We start from the raw sequence: 16,888 nt of genomic DNA, 5'->3' as shown, positions 1-16,888 counted from the left end.
AATATTTTTTTAAAATAAAATTTTATTTTTGTTCGTAGTCATATAATCTCTCTCTTGATTCTTTCGTTTATACACGATAAAAATTCATAATGAGGAACTTTTAAATATTTTATACTATCTTCTAAATCATAAAAAATCTCTATAAAATCCCCTTCCTTTACTGATTCATCAACTAAAATAAATGAGCTATCCATGCTAATATGAACTATTTCAAACTTTTTATTATTGATTATAGACATAATACCTTCTCCTCTTTTAGAAAATCCATCTCCATAGCCCAATCTTATTTTTGCTATTTTTTTATTTTCAGTCAAAGTTATTTTTTCTTTTTTCTCGTATCCAATATATTTTAAATCGTTTAAATCTTTTATATCTAATATTTTTCCAATTAACTTAAAAGCTCTTTTTATATTAGGATCATAGTAACCTATCTCTTGAAGTCCAAATAAAATTGTTCCACATCTTATATGTGTACATCCAGCACCTTCAATTGAAATAACTCCAGCACTATTTTGCATATGTATAATATCGAATCGCTTTTTATCTAACTCTGATAATATATTATTAAACTTTTTCTCAACAATCAACATATCTTCATAATCAGCCGCAAAGACATGAGTACAGATTCCTTTAAATTTTAAATTTTTCTCTAAAATTAATTTTTTTAATTTTGAAAAATCACTTTCTACAACTCCATTTCTTCCAAATCCAAAATCTAATTTTAAATGAAGTTGTTCCGTCGAAATATCACTCTCTAATAAAAAAAGAAGGTCTTTAAAACTATTTATAACCATCTCAACATTTTTATTTTGTTTCAAAAAATTTAAGTCCTCTATCGTTTCTAAAATTAATATATTTACATTTTTTAACTTCAATTCTAAAATTTTTTCTGCTTCACACTCTCTAGCAACAGCAAAATATTTACACCCGTGCTCTGATAGAAGAGATACGATATTTTTTATTCCATGGCCATACGCATTTGCTTTTACTACAGCTATAATCTCTTTATTCCTTAATCTTTTTAGATATTCATAGTTATGAAGAATATTTTTTTTATTCACTTCGATTTTAAAATCTTTAAATCCCATAACCACTCTCCTGTTTTTTCTCATAGTATACTCCAAAAAGAAAAAAAGGTGAAACAAAGTTTCACCTTTTTATATTATCCTAATAATTGATCGTTAAATTTATCTACTTCTGCTAATACATCTTCAGTTGTACTCATAGACATTACTCTCTCTACAAGAGCTTCTGCTGATGCTTTATCCATAGCCATTATGTTTTTCTTTACTTTTGCAACTGATATAGCTGACATTGAGAATGCATCTAATCCCATTCCAAATAGTAAAGCTGTTGCTCTAGCTTCTCCAGCAAACTCTCCACACATAGATATAGAAATTCCACCCTCGTGTGCTCCATCGATAGCTGCTTTTATTGCTGCTAAAACTCCTGGATTATATGTATCGTATAAGTGAGAAATTCTTTCGTTTCCTCTATCTACTGCTAACGTATATTGAGTTAAATCATTTGTTCCTATTGAGAAGAAATCTACTTCTTGTGCAAACCATTTAGCTCTGAATGCTGTTGCAGGAGTTTCAATCATTATTCCTAATTGAATCTCTTCATCGAACTTTATTCCTTCTGCTCTTAATTCTGCTTTACACTCTTCTAATAATTCTTTTGATTTTCTACACTCTTCTATTGAGATTACCATAGGTAACATTATTTTAATATATCCGAAAGCTGATGCTCTTAAAAGTGCTCTGAATTGAGTTTTTAAAATTTCAGGTCTATCTAAACATATTCTTAAAGCTCTCCATCCTAAGAATGGATTTTCCTCATGTGGTAACTCCATATATGGTAAAGATTTATCTCCACCTATATCCATTGTTCTTATTGTTACTGGGAATGGATTTCCATTTTCATCTTTCATAGACTCAGCAACTATTTTATACGCTTCAAATTGCTCATCTTCTGTTGGGAATCTGTCGTTAGCCATAAATAAGAACTCTGTTCTATAAAGACCAATTCCATTAGCTCCGTTTCTTAAAACTCCTGCAACATCTTTTGGAGAACCTATATTTGCCCAAGCTCCTACTGTTACTCCATCTTTTGATGTAGCCGTTTTATCTTTTAATTGCTTTAAAAGTTCTTTTTCTGCTAAATAATTTTCTCTTTTCTTTGTGTATTTTACAACATCTTCTTCTGTTGGATTTAATATAACATCTCCTGTTAATGCATCAACGATTATAGCTGCTTCATTAGAAACTAATGATGTTATATTTCCTGTTCCAACTACTGCTGGAATTTCTAATGATCTAGCCATAATTGAAGAGTGAGCTGTCTTTCCTCCGATATCAGTTATAAATGCTACAACATTTTTTAAATCTAATTGAGCTGTATCTGATGGAGTTAAATCTCTTGCTACAACTATTGAATTAGCCGGTAATGAAGATAAATCTACTATTTCAATTCCAACAATGTTGTATAACCATCTTTTTGCAATATCTCTTAAATCTGCTGCTCTTTCTCTTAAATATTCATCCTCTAAATTTGCTAACATATCACAATATCCGCTGATACCTTGCTCTAATGCATTTTCTGCTGTTATTTTTTCATCTTCGATTAATTCAATAACTTCCTCAAATAAATCTTCATCTTCTAATAGTGTTATATGTCCATCAAATATTGCTGCTTTATCCTCACCTAATTGTCTTGCAGTTTTTTCTCTGATTTTTAAAAGTTGTTCTTTAGTTTTATCTCTTCCTTCTATTAACTTTTCTTTTTGAACCTCAACATTTGAGCATTCTCCTTTGTCTATGAAAAGTTCTTCTTCCTTATATAAAAATACTTTTCCAACTGCTACCCCTGGAGATGCGTCTATACCTTTTACAAATTTTCTCATATTTTATCTCTCCCAAAATTTTTTTTTGACAAAAAAAAGGACAGAGTCACCCCCATCCTTCTCACACATCAAACTATCGTACTATATTATTAGTCCTTTAGATTTTCTAGTAGGTGAGCTAACTTCTCAACTGCTTCGTTCTCATCTTCTCCAGCAGCATGAACTGTTATTTTTGCACCTTTTTTAATTCCTAAAGAAAGTAATTTTAATAAAGATGTTCCCTTTACTTTTTTCCCCTCTTCATTTTCTAATTCGATTTGAGATGTAAATGTTTTTGCTAAACTTACAAATTCGTTACCAGGTCTTGTATGTAGTCCTGTTTCATTCTTAATTTCAACTGTCTTATTTGCCATAATCCTACTCACCTTTCTACATTTATTGTTTATTATTAAATAAAAATATAAAAATTTAAATCTATTATTCTAATATAGAATACTTAATTTTCAAAATTTTGTCAATTTTTATTTTGAATTGTTTTTTTGTCAAAAAATGTTCATTTTTAAGTCTTTAATTGTGTATTTTATGATATTTTAACTCTTTTATACACTCTGATTTAACATATCTAAGGTTTTGTTAAATCTATTCATTAATAACTCTCTCAATATACTTCTTTATTGTATTAAAATAGATTTTTTTGGATTTTCTTTTCATAGTCAATAAAAAGTTAACATCAATGTTTTCTTCTAAAGAACACAAATTTATTGCTTGTTCCTCTATTTTTAATTTTTCATACTCATCATATTCATCAAAAACCTTTAATATATCTATTGATATGTCTGTTTCATCAATAAGCTCTTTTATGCTATTTATAACTGGTTTTTTCACTGTTTTTCTTGCTTGATTAATCTTTTTCTTACTAATTAATCCTTTCTCTTTAACTATATTATTGAAAAGTGTTAAGTTTTGTTTTGAAACATCTTCTTCTTGACTTAATAGGTTTTTTAGAACACCATTTATATATTGAACTAAAGTTGTTTTTATGTTTGAATTTAAATTTTTATATATAATTTTTAAAACTTCTACTAAAATTATTTCTCCTTCTTCTAAGAAGATTTTTTTTATTTTAGTATCTGTTCTTTTATCCCAAGCTCTTGAAACATATATATTTTTTTTAGCTTTTTGAATATATTTCCCAACTTCTTCTGGATAACTAAACTCTTCATCTTTTTGAGGTTGTTTTTTTATTATTTTTCTTTTTATATTTTCAATTGTATTTTCTTTTGTCGATTCTTCTTGTTTTATCTCTTCAACAACTTCTATTACTTCTGCTTCTTCTATCTCTTCAACATTCAATTCTTTTTTATTACTATATTTTTCTCTATCTTTTGAATATGTAATCTCTTTTGGTTTACTTACTTTATTACTTTCAATAAACGAAGAAACATGACACTCTCCATCTTTTTCACTATTAAATTTATAAACAATATAATATGTGTCTTCTTCTTTATCTTGATATGATTCATAGTATTCAACATATCCTAATTCTACCAATACATCATATGCTTTTTCTACTCTTTTCAAAACTTGTTTCATTCTACATAAAACATATGTTTTTGTATCTCCATTTTTATTGATTCTTTCTGTCGTTTGTTCTGTTTTTAATGGAATAATCGCAGCGATTGTTCTAAGGTTTATTCTATCTTCTTGTTTTTCATATCTAATTTTACTAATATATTTATAAATTCTTCCAGCAATTGGATCTTTAGCTAAAATTTCCATTAAAGCTTTTGAATTATACTTTATATATCTTTTGTCACTAATTTTTTTTCTTATATTTTTATTTAAAGTAACTCTATAATAAATCTTTTTTCCTTTTTTTAATTTTTGATAAGTTAAAAGCTTAAACTCTTCATCTTCAAATTTGTATTTTCCCAACTTTGTATGATTTGACACAATAAATTGATACTCTGTATTTTTTAAATTTTTCAAAGCTTGCTCTACTTTTGTGTAATAGGTTCTATTCATTTTATTTCCTAGAAAATGAACTATAAAATCTGAAATTTCAAATTCTATATACTCATCTTCGTTGTCTAACTCTTTTTTTGCTTCATACGTTGATATTAAATATGTGTATATTTTTTCTTCAAAAATTGAAGGTTGGAATACTTTATCTCTTGAGTCTTTAGCAACCAATGTACAATACATTGTAACTCCTAAATCTTCAAACGAATATTGAAAGTTTACTCTCTTATTTTGTTTTTGTGGAGTAAAAAACGGAAACACTATCATTTCAACAGGTATATTTATAACATTATCTTTTAAATTTAAGAAGTTCCCTGTTTCTTTTATTATAACTTCTCTAACTTCTATGTCTGGTAATTGATTTAATCTAATATCTATCTTGGTTATATCTGTTAAAAGTGACCCTGTTGAAGCTATATTAAAATTCTCAACAACATCTCCTTTTTCCTTTTTCACCTTCTTCTCCATAAAAACCTCTCTATAAATTTTATAATACCAAATATGTATATATACAATAATAATTATATTTAGCGTAATATAATATAGCATTTTTTCTGTATATTAACAATAATATTTTTTTCTTTTTTCATCCCTTTATTTATCTAGTGTTTCAAATAAAAATATTATTTTTTTATAGTAAAATCAATATGTTTTTTTTATGTATATAAACAATAATATTTTCTGATTTCTTTAATGCCTTGATTTTACTAAGTTATTATGAATTAAAAATTAATTAATTCTTTTAAAATAAAGCTTTGTCATTATGTCTATTATCAATAATATTTTCTATATTCTTAAATGCCTTGATTTTATTAGGTTTCTTAATTATAGATTTTATAGAACTTCTTTAAAAACATAGGTTTATAATTATGTATATAAACAATAATATTTATAACTCTTTACAAACCTTTGATTTATCTAGCTTTATATTAATTTGAGCATTCTAGTTACCAATAAAACAAAGCTTTTTGCTTATGTCTATTATCAATAATATTTTTTTTTATATAAACTTAATTAAATCAATGGCTAAACATATGTTTTTTTTTTAACTTAGTCAGTACATATAACATTATACAAAAAACAAAAAACAACTATGCGCGTATAATATAATTTTCATAATTTATTCAAAGAATTTCTTATGATTTAAGATTAAATTTTTATTTATTAGAATTTACTTGACAAAACTCAAAAATTCTTCTAAAATATTTATCTGAAATATAGATATTTTTAGGAGGTGAAAAAATGAAAAGAACTTATCAGCCAAATAACAGAAAATACAAAAAAGATCACGGATTTAGAGCTAGAATGGCAACTAAAAACGGAAGAAAAGTATTAAAGAGAAGAAGAGCAAGAGGAAGACAAGTATTATCAGCATAAAACCCGGTGATCTAAAACACCGGGTTTTTAAAGATTTAAGGACTATTTTAGGGAGTTAATAATATGACTAATTTAAAAAAAAATAGGGAGTTTCAAATTGTTTATAACTATGGAAAAAAATCATTTGGATATTACTCTCTTATTTTTTTTAAAGCAAATGAAACAAATGAAAACAGATTTGGATTTGTTGTTAGTAAAAAAACAGGAAATGCAGTCTGTAGAAACAGATTAAAAAGATTATTTAGAGAGTATTGTCGTTTAAATGAAGAAAACCTAAATCTTGGTTATGACATAATTTTTGTTGCTAAAAGAACAGCTGGAGAAAAATTTAAAACATTAAGTTTTGAGGAGATGAAAAAAGATCTTGACCGTGTTCTTAAAAATTCTAAACTATTTAAAAAATAGTTTAATTTGTATTTTGAAAAAAATTATCTTAAATTTAATAAGATTTTATCAAAAATATATTTCAATATTTTTGGGGAAAAACTGTATATTCTACCCATCTTGTTCAAAATATATGTATGATGCAATAGAAGTACATGGAATTTTGAAAGGGACTTATTTAGGAATAATACGAATTTTAAGGTGCCATCCATATTCTAAGGGAGGATATGATCCAGTGCCACCACTTAAAAAATGCGGAGGAAGAAAATAAAATGGAATTTTTATACAAGATATTCGAACAAATATTAATGTTTATAAATGGAATTACAGGAAATTTCGGTTTAGCTATAATTGGTTTAACGATATTAATTAAAATAATATTATTACCATTGACTTTAAAACAAGATAAATCAATGAAAAAAATGAAAGAACTACAACCATTGTTAGAAAAATATAAAGAACAATATGGTCACGATAAAAATTTATTAAACCAAAAAACAATGGAACTTTACAAAGAAAAAAATGTTAATCCGGCTGGAGGATGTTTACCACTAATAGTTCAACTACCAATATTATGGGCACTGTTTGGTGTTTTAAGAGCAGAAAGAGGAATAGTTCCTGCTGAATCGTTCTTATGGATGAATTTATTACAACCGGATCCTTATTATATATTACCTGTTTTAAACGGTATTGTTGCATTTATCCAACAAAAGTTAACAGGAACAGATAGTAACCCACAAATGAAACAAATGATGTATGTATTCCCAATCATGATGATATTTATTTCTTATAAAATGCCAGCTGGTTTACAAATTTACTGGTTAACATCTAGTTTTGTAGGAATCTTACAACAATATTTCATAATGAAAAAAGGAGACTAATACAAAAGTTATGGAAAATATGATTGAAATCAAAGCAAGCAATAGAGAAGTTGCCATTGCTAGAGCTATAAAAATATTGGAAGTTACTGCTGATCAAGTTGTTAAGGTTACTGAACTAGAGAAGCCAAAATCATTCTTTGGTTTTTTTGCTAAAGATGGTTTGTATAAAGTTGAAATTAGCAGAGAAGTAGAAACTGAAGAGATTGAGATTTCAGCTTTAGAAGAAGAGCTAGTAGAAACTATATCAAAAACAGAAACTGAAGAGATTGAGCAAGTAAAAAAAGAAACAAAAAAAGAGATTAAAGAAAATAGAGAAAAGGATATCATTAGACTTTCTCAAGAATTATTGAATAGAATGGGACTTGACTTAGAAGTTGAGGTTCTAAGATTAGAGGGTAAAAATTGTGTTATAAACCTTTATGGTGAAGATAATGGAATTATTATTGGAAAAAAAGGAAAAACATTAAATAGCTATGAATACCTATTAAACACATTGATTAAAGATGTTAGAATAGATGTTGATGTTGAAGGATTTAAAGAAAAAAGAAATGTAACTTTAAGAGATTTAGCTAGAAAAATGGCTGAAAAAGCTATGAAAACAACTAAACCTATAAAATTAAATCCAATGCCACCAAGAGAAAGAAAAATAATACATGAAGTTGTTAATAAATATTCAGAATTAGATACTTATAGCGAAGGAAAAGACCCTAAAAGATATATTGTTATTAGAAAAAAGAAATAGGGGTGAGTTATATGTTTGATACTATTGCTGCCATTTCAACTCCAAGAGGAGAAGGTGGAATAGGAATTGTTAGAATGTCAGGAAGTGATTCTTTATGTATACTAACAAAAATATTTAAACCTATATCAAATAAAAATGTTAGTGATCTTAGAAACTTCAGTATAAACTACGGTCATCTTTATGATGGAGAAGAGTTGATAGATGAAGTTTTAGTTTCTATAATGAAAGGACCTAACACTTATACAAAAGAGGATATTGTAGAAATTAATTGTCATGGAGGATTTTTAATTACAGAAAGAGTTTTAGAGTTAGTTCTAAAAAGTGGAGCTAGAATAGCTGAAATTGGTGAATTTACAAGAAGAGCTTTCTTAAATGGAAGATTGGATTTAACTCAAGCAGAAGCTGTAATTGATTTAATTCATGGTAAAACAGATAAAAGTATTTCTCTTTCTTTAAATCAATTAAGAGGAGATTTAAGAGAGCAAATAGATATATTAAAAAAGCAACTTTTAGATGTTTCTGCTCATGTTAATGTTGTATTAGATTATCCTGAAGAGGGGATAGATGACCCTCTACCAGATGATTTAGTAGATAACTTACACAATGTTGTTAATACAACAGATGCTTTAATCAAATCTTATAATAAAGGAAAAATGATTAAAGAGGGAGTTAAAACAGCTATTGTTGGAAAACCTAATGTTGGAAAATCAAGTTTATTAAACTCTGTTTTAAGAGAAGAAAGAGCTATAGTAACTCATGTAGCTGGAACTACTAGAGATATAATTGAAGAAGTTGTAAACTTAAACGGTGTTCCACTAGTTTTAGTTGATACAGCTGGAATCAGAAAAACAGATGATTTAGTAGAAAATATAGGTGTAGAAAAATCAAAAGAACTTATAGATAAAGCAGATTTAGTTTTATTTGTAGTTGATAACTCTAGAGAGCTAGATGAAGAGGATTTAAAAATCCATGAAAGAATTCAAGCGGATAAAGTTATTGGGCTTATAAATAAAACCGATATTGAATCTAAGTTAGATACGACACCATTAACAAAAATAAAAAAATGGATAAAAATTTCTGCATTAGAAAAAATTGGAATAGATTCAATGGAGAAGGAAATTTATAATTATATAGTTTCTGGACAAGTTGAGGACAGTTCACAAAAATTAGTTATCACTAATGTTAGACATAAGTCTGCGCTAGAAAAAACTAAACAAGCTGTAGAAAATATATTTGAAACAATAGATATGGGATTACCGATGGATTTAATAGCAGTAGATTTAAAAGAGGCTTTAGATTCATTGTCAGAGGTAACGGGAGAAATTAGTAACGAAGATCTTTTAGATCATATCTTTAGTAATTTCTGTGTAGGAAAATAAAGTATTAGCCACGGATTTATTGTCTGTGGCTATAATTTTTTTGACATTTATTTATGTATATGGACAAAAATAAAAGGAGAAATAGTATGAGTTTTAAGTATGATGTAATTGTTGTAGGTGGAGGACATGCTGGGGTTGAAGCAGCTTTAGCAAGTGCTAGATTGAATAGAAATACACTATTATTTACTTTATCGTTAGATAATATAGGAATGATGTCTTGTAATCCTTCTATAGGAGGTCCTGGAAAGAGTAACTTAGTTGCTGAGATAGATGTGTTAGGTGGAGAGATGGGAAGACATACTGATCAATATAATCTTCAATTAAAGCACTTAAATACAAGTAAAGGACCTGCTGCAAGAATAACAAGAGGTCAAGCAGATAAATTTTTATATAGAACAAAAATGAAAACACTATTAGAAGCAACTGAAAATTTAGAAATCATGCAAGATAGTGTCGATGAAATTTTAGTTGAGGATGGAGTTATAAAAGGTGTTAGAACTGCTTTGGGAATAGATTATTATTCTGAAACTGTAGTTTTAGCAACAGGGACATTTTTAAAAGGTAGAATTGTTATTGGTGATGTTAAATATCCTGCGGGTAGAATGGGAGAAAATTCTGCAGAGAAATTATCAGAAAGTTTAGAAAAAAATGGAATATTACTTGAAAGATACCAAACAGCAACACCTCCAAGAATAGATAAAAGAACAGTAGATTTTTCTGTAATGAAACCTCTATATGGAGAAGAACACCCTAGATATTTCTCAATCTATACAGAGAAAGAGAGAAATAACGTTGTTCCAACATGGTTAACACATACATCAGAAGAAACATTGAATGTAACAAAAGAGATGTTAAAGTATTCTCCGATAGTTTCAGGGATAATTGAAACTCATGGACCAAGACATTGTCCTTCATTAGATAGAAAAGTTTTAAATTTCCCAGATAAATTTGATCATCAAATTTTCTTAGAGTTAGAATCTAGTGAATCGAATGAACTTTATGTAAATGGTCTTACAACAGCAATGCCTCCATTTGCTCAAGATGCAATGTTAAAATCAATAAAAGGGTTGGAAAATGCTAAAATAATGAGATATGGATATGCTGTAGAATATGACTATGCTCCAGCTTCACAACTTTATCCAAGTTTAGAAAGTAAGAAAATAAAAGGATTATATTTTGGTGGGCAGATAAATGGTACTTCTGGATATGAAGAGGCAGCTACTCAAGGATTCATAGCAGGGGTTAATGCAGCTAGAAAAACTTTAAATAAAGCTGCAGTGATATTTGATAGAAGTGAAGGATATATAGGAGTATTAGTTGATGATATCATTCATAAAAAGACTCCAGAGCCTTATAGAGTGCTTCCATCAAGATCTGAATATAGATTAACTCTGAGATTTGATAATGGCTTTATGAGGCTCTTAGATAAAGCTGAAGAGATAGGAATAGTACCTAAAGAAAAAATAGAGTTCTTAAAAAAATGTAGAGCAGATGTTTACTCTGAAATTGAAAGAATAAAAGAAACAAAAGTTCCGATGAAAGATGCTAATGAAATATTAGAAAAAAAGGGAACTGAGCAAAGACTAACAAAAGGAGTTCAAGCTAGTGAACTTTTAAAATTTAAAGAGGTTTCATACGATGATTTAGCACATCTTTTAGATATTCCTGAATATCCAGAGTTTGTTAAAAATCAGATAGAAACAATGATAAAATATGAAGTATTTATTGAAAGAGAAAGAGAGCAGATTGAAAGATTTAAAAGATTAGAGGCTTTAAGTATAGCTGAAGATTTTGATTTCGACACTGTTGTTGGAATATCTAATATAGCTAGGGCCGGAATGAAAGAGATAAAGCCTTTATCTATAGGAGAAGCTTCTAGAATAAGTGGTGTTACAGGAAACGATATCGCACTTCTATTAGCAACATTAAAAAAATAGTACTACGAACAAAAATAAAAACTGTAAATACAAAGTTAAATAAACTTGTAATTACAGTTTTTTTTGTTATACTTATATTTGTAATAAAATATCGAGGAGGACAAAGTTGATTATAAGTGATTATCATATACATAGTAGTTTTTCTGGAGATAGTGTTGAGGACTTAGATAAAATCTGTAAAAGAGCTATTGAATTAGGAATTAAAGAGATTGCAATAACTGATCATATGGATTTAGATATAAAAACAGTATCGAATGATTCAAATTTTTATTTAAATTTAGATGAGTATGTTCCTACAATTTTAAAATTAAAAGAGTTTTATAAAAATGACTTAGATATAAAATTAGGTATGGAGTTTGGAATACAAAAGCATTTAGGGGAGATTGGAGATGAAATCATAAAGAGATATCCATTTGATTTTATAATTTCATCTGTTCATACTGTGGATAGGCTTTTAGTTGATCAAAAAGAATTTTGGAGCGATAAAACAAGAGATGAAGCTCATGACAAATATTTTTTTGAAATATTAAAAAGCGTGGAAAACTTCAACCAATTTAGTGTTCAAGGACATCTTGATTTTATTACAAGATATGGGGGACTTGACAAAAAAGGATTTATAGATTATATAATGTATCAGGACCTTATTGACACTATTTTAAAAAAACTAATTTCAAAGGGAAAAGGAATTGAAATAAATACTTCGGGAATAAGATATAATGAAAATAGATTTTACCCATGTGATAATATAATAAAACGTTATTTTGAATTAGGTGGAGAGATTATAACTATAGGTTCAGATTCACATAAAGCATCAGACTTAGGAAAAGATTTTAAAAGAGCTTATGATTTCTTAGAAAGCATAGGAGTAAAATATATATCATCTTTTGATCAGCTAGATGTATCTTTTAAAAAAATAAAATAATTTCTTTAAAAGAAGGTGATTATGAACAAAAATACAAAAAACAAAGGGCTAACTTTTTTAGAAACAATAGTGGTTGTTACTATTATTTTTATTGTTAGCTCTTTTTTATTTGTAAAAATTATTAAAATCAATGAAAAATTTGATCTTGAAAAAGATAGAAGACTTTTGCAAATTACATTTTCAAAATATTCTATGAAGTCGCTTTATTTAAAAGAGAAATATTTAATTGAGTTGGATTTTTTAGAAAAGGAAGTAAGGATAAAAAGAAATAATTTTTTAGTGGAAAAACTATTTTTATCAAAAAAGTTAAATTATGAAATACCATATAATCGATCTAGAAATCCAAAGTTTAATGTAGAAACAACAATTACAGGAAATTTAAGTAAAGCTTTTACTCTTTATATTTTTGGTTATAGAGACCAAGTAGAAAATAGGTTAGCATTTTATACCTTTCAAAGAGAAAAAATTTTAAAAATAAATACATATTTAAATATGAACGTAAAAGGAGTGACATACGAGAATATAATACAATATCATTACTCCACAGAAGGCGAAGAAAGAGTTGGTTGGAAAGAGGAGGAGATATATTGAGGTATAAGATATATGCATTTTTTTTAATAACTGTTGTTTTAATAAAAGTTGAAACTGAAAGAGGTCATTTGAAAAAATATGTTAAAGTTTCAAATTCAGAAAAAAAAGTGAACCTTCAAATTCTAAAAATTCAAAGAGGGGTTTAAATGCAAGAAGATATATATTTTAAAAGAGATGTTTTTGAAATAAAAGAGTTGAAAGATTTAAAATATAACAAAGAAGATATAACAGAAATTTTAAATGAACTTATTTTTTATAGCTTGAAAGAAAGAGTTTCGGATATTCATATAGAATCAAAAGAGGGTTTTATTAAAATAAGAGTTAGAATAGATGGACATTTGAGAAAATATACTGAGATAAGCAAAAGTTTAGGTGTAAGATTAATAACCAAAATAAAATTGATGAGTGAGCTTGATATAGGGGAAAAAAGATTACCACAAGATGGGAGATTTAAAGGACAATTTAAAGATGAGAAAATAGATTTTAGAGTCTCACTAACACCAACGATTTTTGGAGAACGTGTTGTAGTTAGGTTATTAAAAAATAATATATCAGATCTTTCGATAGATAATTTAGGTTTTTCATCTAATAACTTGATTAGATTGAAAGATTTATTGAAAAAAAAGAGTGGATTATTACTTTTTTGTGGGCCTACAGGAAGTGGAAAGACAACGACACTTTACTCTATTGTTAATTATTTACAAAATGAAAATTTGAATATAGTAACAATTGAAGACCCAATAGAATATCAACTAACAGAAATAAATCAAATTCAGTGTAAAAGTGAGATTGGATTAGATTTTTCAACGATATTAAGAAGTGTTTTAAGACAAGATCCAGATATAATTTTAGTTGGAGAGATAAGAGATAAAGAAACAGCAGAGATTGCTTTAATGGCTTCTTTAACAGGACATTTAGTTGTCAGTACTCTACATACGATAGATTCATTATCAGCTATAGATAGATTGATAAATTTTGGAATAGATCGATTTATTATAGCTACAGCAATAACAGCGATTGAAAGTCAAAGATTAGTTAGAAAACTATGTGGTTATTGTGGAGGTGAAAAAAATAGGGAGTGTTGTAATGAAGGATTTAAGGGAAGAGAAGCTGTTGAAGAAATAATTTTTTTTAATAAACAGATAAGAGATTTTATACTTAACGGAACAACAAAAGAGCTAGAGGATTATTTGAGAGAGGAAGGATTTAAAAATCTTTTAGAAAACGGATATTCAAAGGTATCAGAAAAAATAACAACAAAAGAAGAAATATTAAGAGAGTGTTTTGTATGATTTTAAAAAGAAAAATTAAAGATAAGGAGCTTCAAAATCTATATTTAAGGATAGGAAGGTTGTTAAATGCTGGAATTCCTTTAAAAAAAGCAATTGAATTTCAAAAAAATAGTTCAAAAAATAAATTATTAAAATCTAGAATTTTGAATCTGGATAGAAGATTGCAAAAAGGAGAAAATATCTATTTTATATTAAAGGACGAAGAACTTATAAAAGAGAGGGAACTTCTGATTATTTATGTCTCTGAAAATATAGGAAAAATGGGAGATGGTTTTTTAAAAATAGCACAAATGAAAGAGAAAAAAGAGAGATTAAAAAACGAAATAAAAATAGCACTATCATATCCTATTTTTATTTTAGTTATATCGACAATAATAATTCTTTTAATATTTTATTTTATAGTCCCAAATTTTGAGACTGTTTATTCATTAAATCCAAATGAGCTCCCATTAATAACAAGATTTATCTTAAAAATTAAAAATATATTATCAAAATATCCCTACACAATTTTAATTTATATTTGTGTAGTTTTTTTTTGCTTAAAATCGAAAGTTATGAAAAAAACATTATATAAAATTCCTATAGTTAAAAAATTTTTAATTGAAAAATATATGATAAGTATTTTAGATAACTTATCAACTCTTTTAGAATCGGGTATTTCTATAGACAAAGGTATTGATATAATTTTAGAGAATTTAGAATCTGGATTTTTAAAAAATAAAATATATATTTTAAAAAATATAAAAAAAGGTGATCTTCTTTCTAATTGTTTTAAAAGATTAGGTTTTTTTTCTTTAGAAGAGATTGATATGGTTAGAGTTGGAGAAGAGAGTGGAAACGTAATTTTGATATTAAAAGAGATTGCTTTAGTGAGAGAGGAGGAGTTAAATAAAAGATTGAAAATGATTTTAAAATTAGTAGAACCATTTTTATTATTGATAATAGGAATAATAATAAGTGTTTTTGTTGTTGGTTTATATTTACCAATTTTAAATATAGACGATATTTTAAATGTTTAGAAGGAGGGTTAATGAAAAGAAGAGAAGGGTTTAGTGTTATTGAGATTATCTTAGTTTTAGGAGTTATTGGAATCTTAAGTAGCTTTATTGTGCCTAAGGTGAGGGATTATCTTGCTATGGCAAAAGATTCAAAAGCTATTAATACTCTTCAAAATTTGCGTGTTGCATCAGAGACTTACTATTTAGAAAAAGGTTCTTATCCATGGCCGAGTACTGGAATAACTAATATGTCTGAAGTATTGGAAAATTTAGAAAATTATATTGGAAAAAATAAAGTCCCAAAACCAGGAGATGGAGATGATCTTTTACTTGAAATAGGAGGAAGTAAGTCAACACCAGACGGAGAGATAACTTATGGTGGAGAAGTAAAAGTTAATTTAGACACAGGAAACACACATTTTATCTTAACTCCTAAAGATTCAAAACAAGAATATAATATTCGAGGAGAAAAATGGGAGGATATTTGATTCATATATTAGAGATATTTATTTTATTTGAAATAATATTTAGAGATTTCAAAGAGAAAATAATATTGAATAAAAGTAATATAGCACTTCTTTGTATAGGTATTTACTTTGGATTTTTTTATGGTGATTTGAGAGAACGAGTTATAGGAAGTGCTCTTTATACGTTACCATTTATATTTTTATATACTTATGGTAGCGATTTCTTTAAAAAAGAGTGCATAGGGTTAGGGGATATTAAGTTGATGATTTCAATAGGGATGTTATTGAAATTTCAAAATTTTATAAATATATTATTGTTTATAAACATAAGTTTTATTTCAGCGCTAATCTATATAGTTATTAAGTATGTATTTTTTAAAACTTTAGAAAAAGAGATAGCTTTTGGACCTTTTTTAATTTTTTCATACATAATATTAAAATATGGTGAGCTATATGACAAATTCTAAAAGAGGATCAACATATATAGAGATATTAATTTCACTGGTTATAATCTTATTAGTTATCAATCCAATATTTTCTGGAATCATATATTTAAAAAGAAATCTTAATTTTTTAGAAGATTATAAAATTTTAGAAAATGAAATTGAAAAAGTTAGGTCTTTTTATAAATGGAACAATATAGGTATAGATTATTTATCTGAAGATAAAGAAATAATAATTGATATAAAAAAGAAAATTATATATGAGGAGCTTTATAAATTTGAAATAATTATTTATAAGAAGTATTTAAAGAGAGAGAGTATTTTATATGTATATAAACAAAAATAAAGGGACTACTTTAGTAGAGATGATTGTAGTTTTGTTTATAGTTACAGTTATTTTGCAAATGTTCTATAGTTATATAAGGCATATAAATATAGAAAATAAAAGAGTTTTTAAAAAAATTCAAGAAAAAATGAACAGTGAAATTATTTTCAATAAAATTCAGAATTCGATGTATGAATCATATACTTATAAGATTTATCAATATTCAAATATGCCAAAAGTAATTGATTATTCAAGAGAAAGCTTAAAAGAAGGAAATATGTTA

The 16,888-nt window shown here is 26.7% G+C and carries 20 protein-coding genes; 16 read left to right on the top strand and 4 right to left on the bottom strand.

The window, feature by feature from the left end; translation table 11 throughout:
* Nucleotides 1-38: 38 nt before the first annotated feature.
* From L992_RS07835 to L992_RS07820, 4 genes are all read right to left on the bottom strand, one after another.
* Nucleotides 39-1,112: an alanine racemase gene (locus L992_RS07835; protein WP_081982774.1), complete on the bottom strand. Its 1,074-nt coding sequence runs from the start codon at nt 1,110-1,112 to the stop codon at nt 39-41.
* A 50-nt stretch (nt 1,113-1,162) separates the two neighbouring features.
* Complete coding sequence (ptsP, locus tag L992_RS07830) at nt 1,163-2,905, bottom strand: phosphoenolpyruvate--protein phosphotransferase (protein WP_047395492.1); 1,743 nt, start codon at nt 2,903-2,905, stop codon at nt 1,163-1,165.
* 89 nt (nt 2,906-2,994) lie between these two features.
* Complete coding sequence (locus L992_RS07825) at nt 2,995-3,258, bottom strand: HPr family phosphocarrier protein (RefSeq protein WP_047382823.1); 264 nt, start codon at nt 3,256-3,258, stop codon at nt 2,995-2,997.
* A 226-nt stretch (nt 3,259-3,484) separates the two neighbouring features.
* Nucleotides 3,485-5,335: a replication initiator protein A gene (locus tag L992_RS07820; protein WP_047382824.1), complete on the bottom strand. Its 1,851-nt coding sequence runs from the start codon at nt 5,333-5,335 to the stop codon at nt 3,485-3,487.
* A 774-nt stretch (nt 5,336-6,109) separates the two neighbouring features.
* Between L992_RS07820 and rpmH the strand changes: the two genes are divergently transcribed.
* From rpmH to L992_RS07745, 16 genes are all read left to right on the top strand, one after another.
* Nucleotides 6,110-6,244 (top strand): 50S ribosomal protein L34, encoded by a 135-nt coding sequence (rpmH, locus tag L992_RS07815; protein ID WP_047382826.1) that lies wholly within the window; start codon nt 6,110-6,112, stop codon nt 6,242-6,244.
* A 63-nt stretch (nt 6,245-6,307) separates the two neighbouring features.
* Entirely contained in the window at nt 6,308-6,649 is a 342-nt protein-coding gene (rnpA, locus tag L992_RS07810) for a ribonuclease P protein component (protein WP_047382828.1), read from the top strand.
* A gap of 13 nt (nt 6,650-6,662) precedes the next feature.
* Complete coding sequence (gene yidD / locus L992_RS07805; RefSeq protein WP_047382864.1) at nt 6,663-6,899, top strand: membrane protein insertion efficiency factor YidD; 237 nt, start codon at nt 6,663-6,665, stop codon at nt 6,897-6,899.
* Nucleotide 6,900: 1 nt separating this feature from the next.
* Nucleotides 6,901-7,509 carry a YidC/Oxa1 family membrane protein insertase gene (locus L992_RS07800; RefSeq protein WP_047382830.1) on the top strand — a complete coding sequence of 203 codons (609 nt, stop codon included), beginning with the start codon at nt 6,901-6,903 and terminating at the stop codon, nt 7,507-7,509.
* Nucleotides 7,510-7,519: 10 nt separating this feature from the next.
* Nucleotides 7,520-8,251, top strand: a complete 732-nt coding sequence (locus tag L992_RS07795) for a R3H domain-containing nucleic acid-binding protein (protein WP_047395488.1) — start codon at nt 7,520-7,522, stop codon at nt 8,249-8,251.
* A gap of 11 nt (nt 8,252-8,262) precedes the next feature.
* Complete coding sequence (gene mnmE, locus L992_RS07790; RefSeq protein WP_047382833.1) at nt 8,263-9,630, top strand: tRNA uridine-5-carboxymethylaminomethyl(34) synthesis GTPase MnmE; 1,368 nt, start codon at nt 8,263-8,265, stop codon at nt 9,628-9,630.
* 86 nt (nt 9,631-9,716) lie between these two features.
* A complete protein-coding gene (gene mnmG / locus L992_RS07785) occupies nt 9,717-11,567 on the top strand; it encodes a tRNA uridine-5-carboxymethylaminomethyl(34) synthesis enzyme MnmG (RefSeq protein ID WP_047382835.1) in 1,851 nt (616 codons plus the stop codon).
* 106 nt (nt 11,568-11,673) lie between these two features.
* Nucleotides 11,674-12,489 (top strand): histidinol-phosphatase HisJ family protein, encoded by an 816-nt coding sequence (locus L992_RS07780; protein ID WP_047395485.1) that lies wholly within the window; start codon nt 11,674-11,676, stop codon nt 12,487-12,489.
* A gap of 21 nt (nt 12,490-12,510) precedes the next feature.
* Entirely contained in the window at nt 12,511-13,080 is a 570-nt protein-coding gene (locus L992_RS07775) for a hypothetical protein (protein WP_047382839.1), read from the top strand.
* The gene (locus L992_RS13500; protein WP_156110663.1) at nt 13,077-13,226 is read left to right on the top strand and encodes a hypothetical protein; all 150 of its coding nucleotides are present in this window, start codon (nt 13,077-13,079) and stop codon (nt 13,224-13,226) included. The genes L992_RS07775 and L992_RS13500 overlap by 4 nt, the downstream gene beginning before the upstream one ends.
* Nucleotides 13,227-14,372 (top strand): GspE/PulE family protein, encoded by a 1,146-nt coding sequence (locus L992_RS07770; protein WP_052191738.1) that lies wholly within the window; start codon nt 13,227-13,229, stop codon nt 14,370-14,372.
* Complete coding sequence (locus tag L992_RS07765) at nt 14,369-15,391, top strand: type II secretion system F family protein (protein WP_047382841.1); 1,023 nt, start codon at nt 14,369-14,371, stop codon at nt 15,389-15,391. Before L992_RS07770 ends, L992_RS07765 begins: the two co-directional genes overlap by 4 nt.
* An 11-nt stretch (nt 15,392-15,402) precedes the next feature.
* The gene (locus L992_RS07760; protein WP_047382842.1) at nt 15,403-15,858 is read left to right on the top strand and encodes a type II secretion system protein; all 456 of its coding nucleotides are present in this window, start codon (nt 15,403-15,405) and stop codon (nt 15,856-15,858) included.
* Nucleotides 15,855-16,304, top strand: a complete 450-nt coding sequence (locus L992_RS07755; protein ID WP_197053405.1) for a prepilin peptidase — start codon at nt 15,855-15,857, stop codon at nt 16,302-16,304. Before L992_RS07760 ends, L992_RS07755 begins: the two co-directional genes overlap by 4 nt.
* The gene (locus L992_RS07750) at nt 16,291-16,626 is read left to right on the top strand and encodes a hypothetical protein (RefSeq protein WP_047395482.1); all 336 of its coding nucleotides are present in this window, start codon (nt 16,291-16,293) and stop codon (nt 16,624-16,626) included. The genes L992_RS07755 and L992_RS07750 overlap by 14 nt, the downstream gene beginning before the upstream one ends.
* On the top strand, nt 16,607-16,888 hold a 282-nt coding region (locus tag L992_RS07745; protein WP_047395480.1), incomplete at its 3' end, for a prepilin-type N-terminal cleavage/methylation domain-containing protein. The genes L992_RS07750 and L992_RS07745, both read left to right, overlap by 20 nt.

It is taken from the genome of Cetobacterium sp. ZOR0034, assembly GCF_000799075.1.
Classification (GTDB): domain Bacteria; phylum Fusobacteriota; class Fusobacteriia; order Fusobacteriales; family Fusobacteriaceae; genus Cetobacterium_A.
This window is presented reverse-complemented; position numbering and strand designations above follow the sequence as displayed.

Excerpts from the sequence above, each read along its gene's own strand:
- L992_RS07835 (WP_081982774.1), bottom strand. The coding sequence starts at position 1,112 with ATGAGAAAAAACAGGAGAGTGGTTATGGGATTTAAAGATTTTAAAATC.
- ptsP (WP_047395492.1), bottom strand. The coding sequence starts at position 2,905 with ATGAGAAAATTTGTAAAAGGTATAGACGCATCTCCAGGGGTAGCAGTT.
- L992_RS07825 (WP_047382823.1), bottom strand. The coding sequence starts at position 3,258 with ATGGCAAATAAGACAGTTGAAATTAAGAATGAAACAGGACTACATACA.
- L992_RS07820 (WP_047382824.1), bottom strand. The coding sequence starts at position 5,335 with ATGGAGAAGAAGGTGAAAAAGGAAAAAGGAGATGTTGTTGAGAATTTT.
- rpmH (WP_047382826.1), top strand. The coding sequence starts at position 6,110 with ATGAAAAGAACTTATCAGCCAAATAACAGAAAATACAAAAAAGATCAC.
- rnpA (WP_047382828.1), top strand. The coding sequence starts at position 6,308 with ATGACTAATTTAAAAAAAAATAGGGAGTTTCAAATTGTTTATAACTAT.
- L992_RS07800 (WP_047382830.1), top strand. The coding sequence starts at position 6,901 with ATGGAATTTTTATACAAGATATTCGAACAAATATTAATGTTTATAAAT.
- L992_RS07795 (WP_047395488.1), top strand. The coding sequence starts at position 7,520 with ATGGAAAATATGATTGAAATCAAAGCAAGCAATAGAGAAGTTGCCATT.
- mnmE (WP_047382833.1), top strand. The coding sequence starts at position 8,263 with ATGTTTGATACTATTGCTGCCATTTCAACTCCAAGAGGAGAAGGTGGA.
- mnmG (WP_047382835.1), top strand. The coding sequence starts at position 9,717 with ATGAGTTTTAAGTATGATGTAATTGTTGTAGGTGGAGGACATGCTGGG.
- L992_RS07775 (WP_047382839.1), top strand. The coding sequence starts at position 12,511 with ATGAACAAAAATACAAAAAACAAAGGGCTAACTTTTTTAGAAACAATA.
- L992_RS07770 (WP_052191738.1), top strand. The coding sequence starts at position 13,227 with ATGCAAGAAGATATATATTTTAAAAGAGATGTTTTTGAAATAAAAGAG.
- L992_RS07765 (WP_047382841.1), top strand. The coding sequence starts at position 14,369 with ATGATTTTAAAAAGAAAAATTAAAGATAAGGAGCTTCAAAATCTATAT.
- L992_RS07760 (WP_047382842.1), top strand. The coding sequence starts at position 15,403 with ATGAAAAGAAGAGAAGGGTTTAGTGTTATTGAGATTATCTTAGTTTTA.
- L992_RS07750 (WP_047395482.1), top strand. The coding sequence starts at position 16,291 with ATGACAAATTCTAAAAGAGGATCAACATATATAGAGATATTAATTTCA.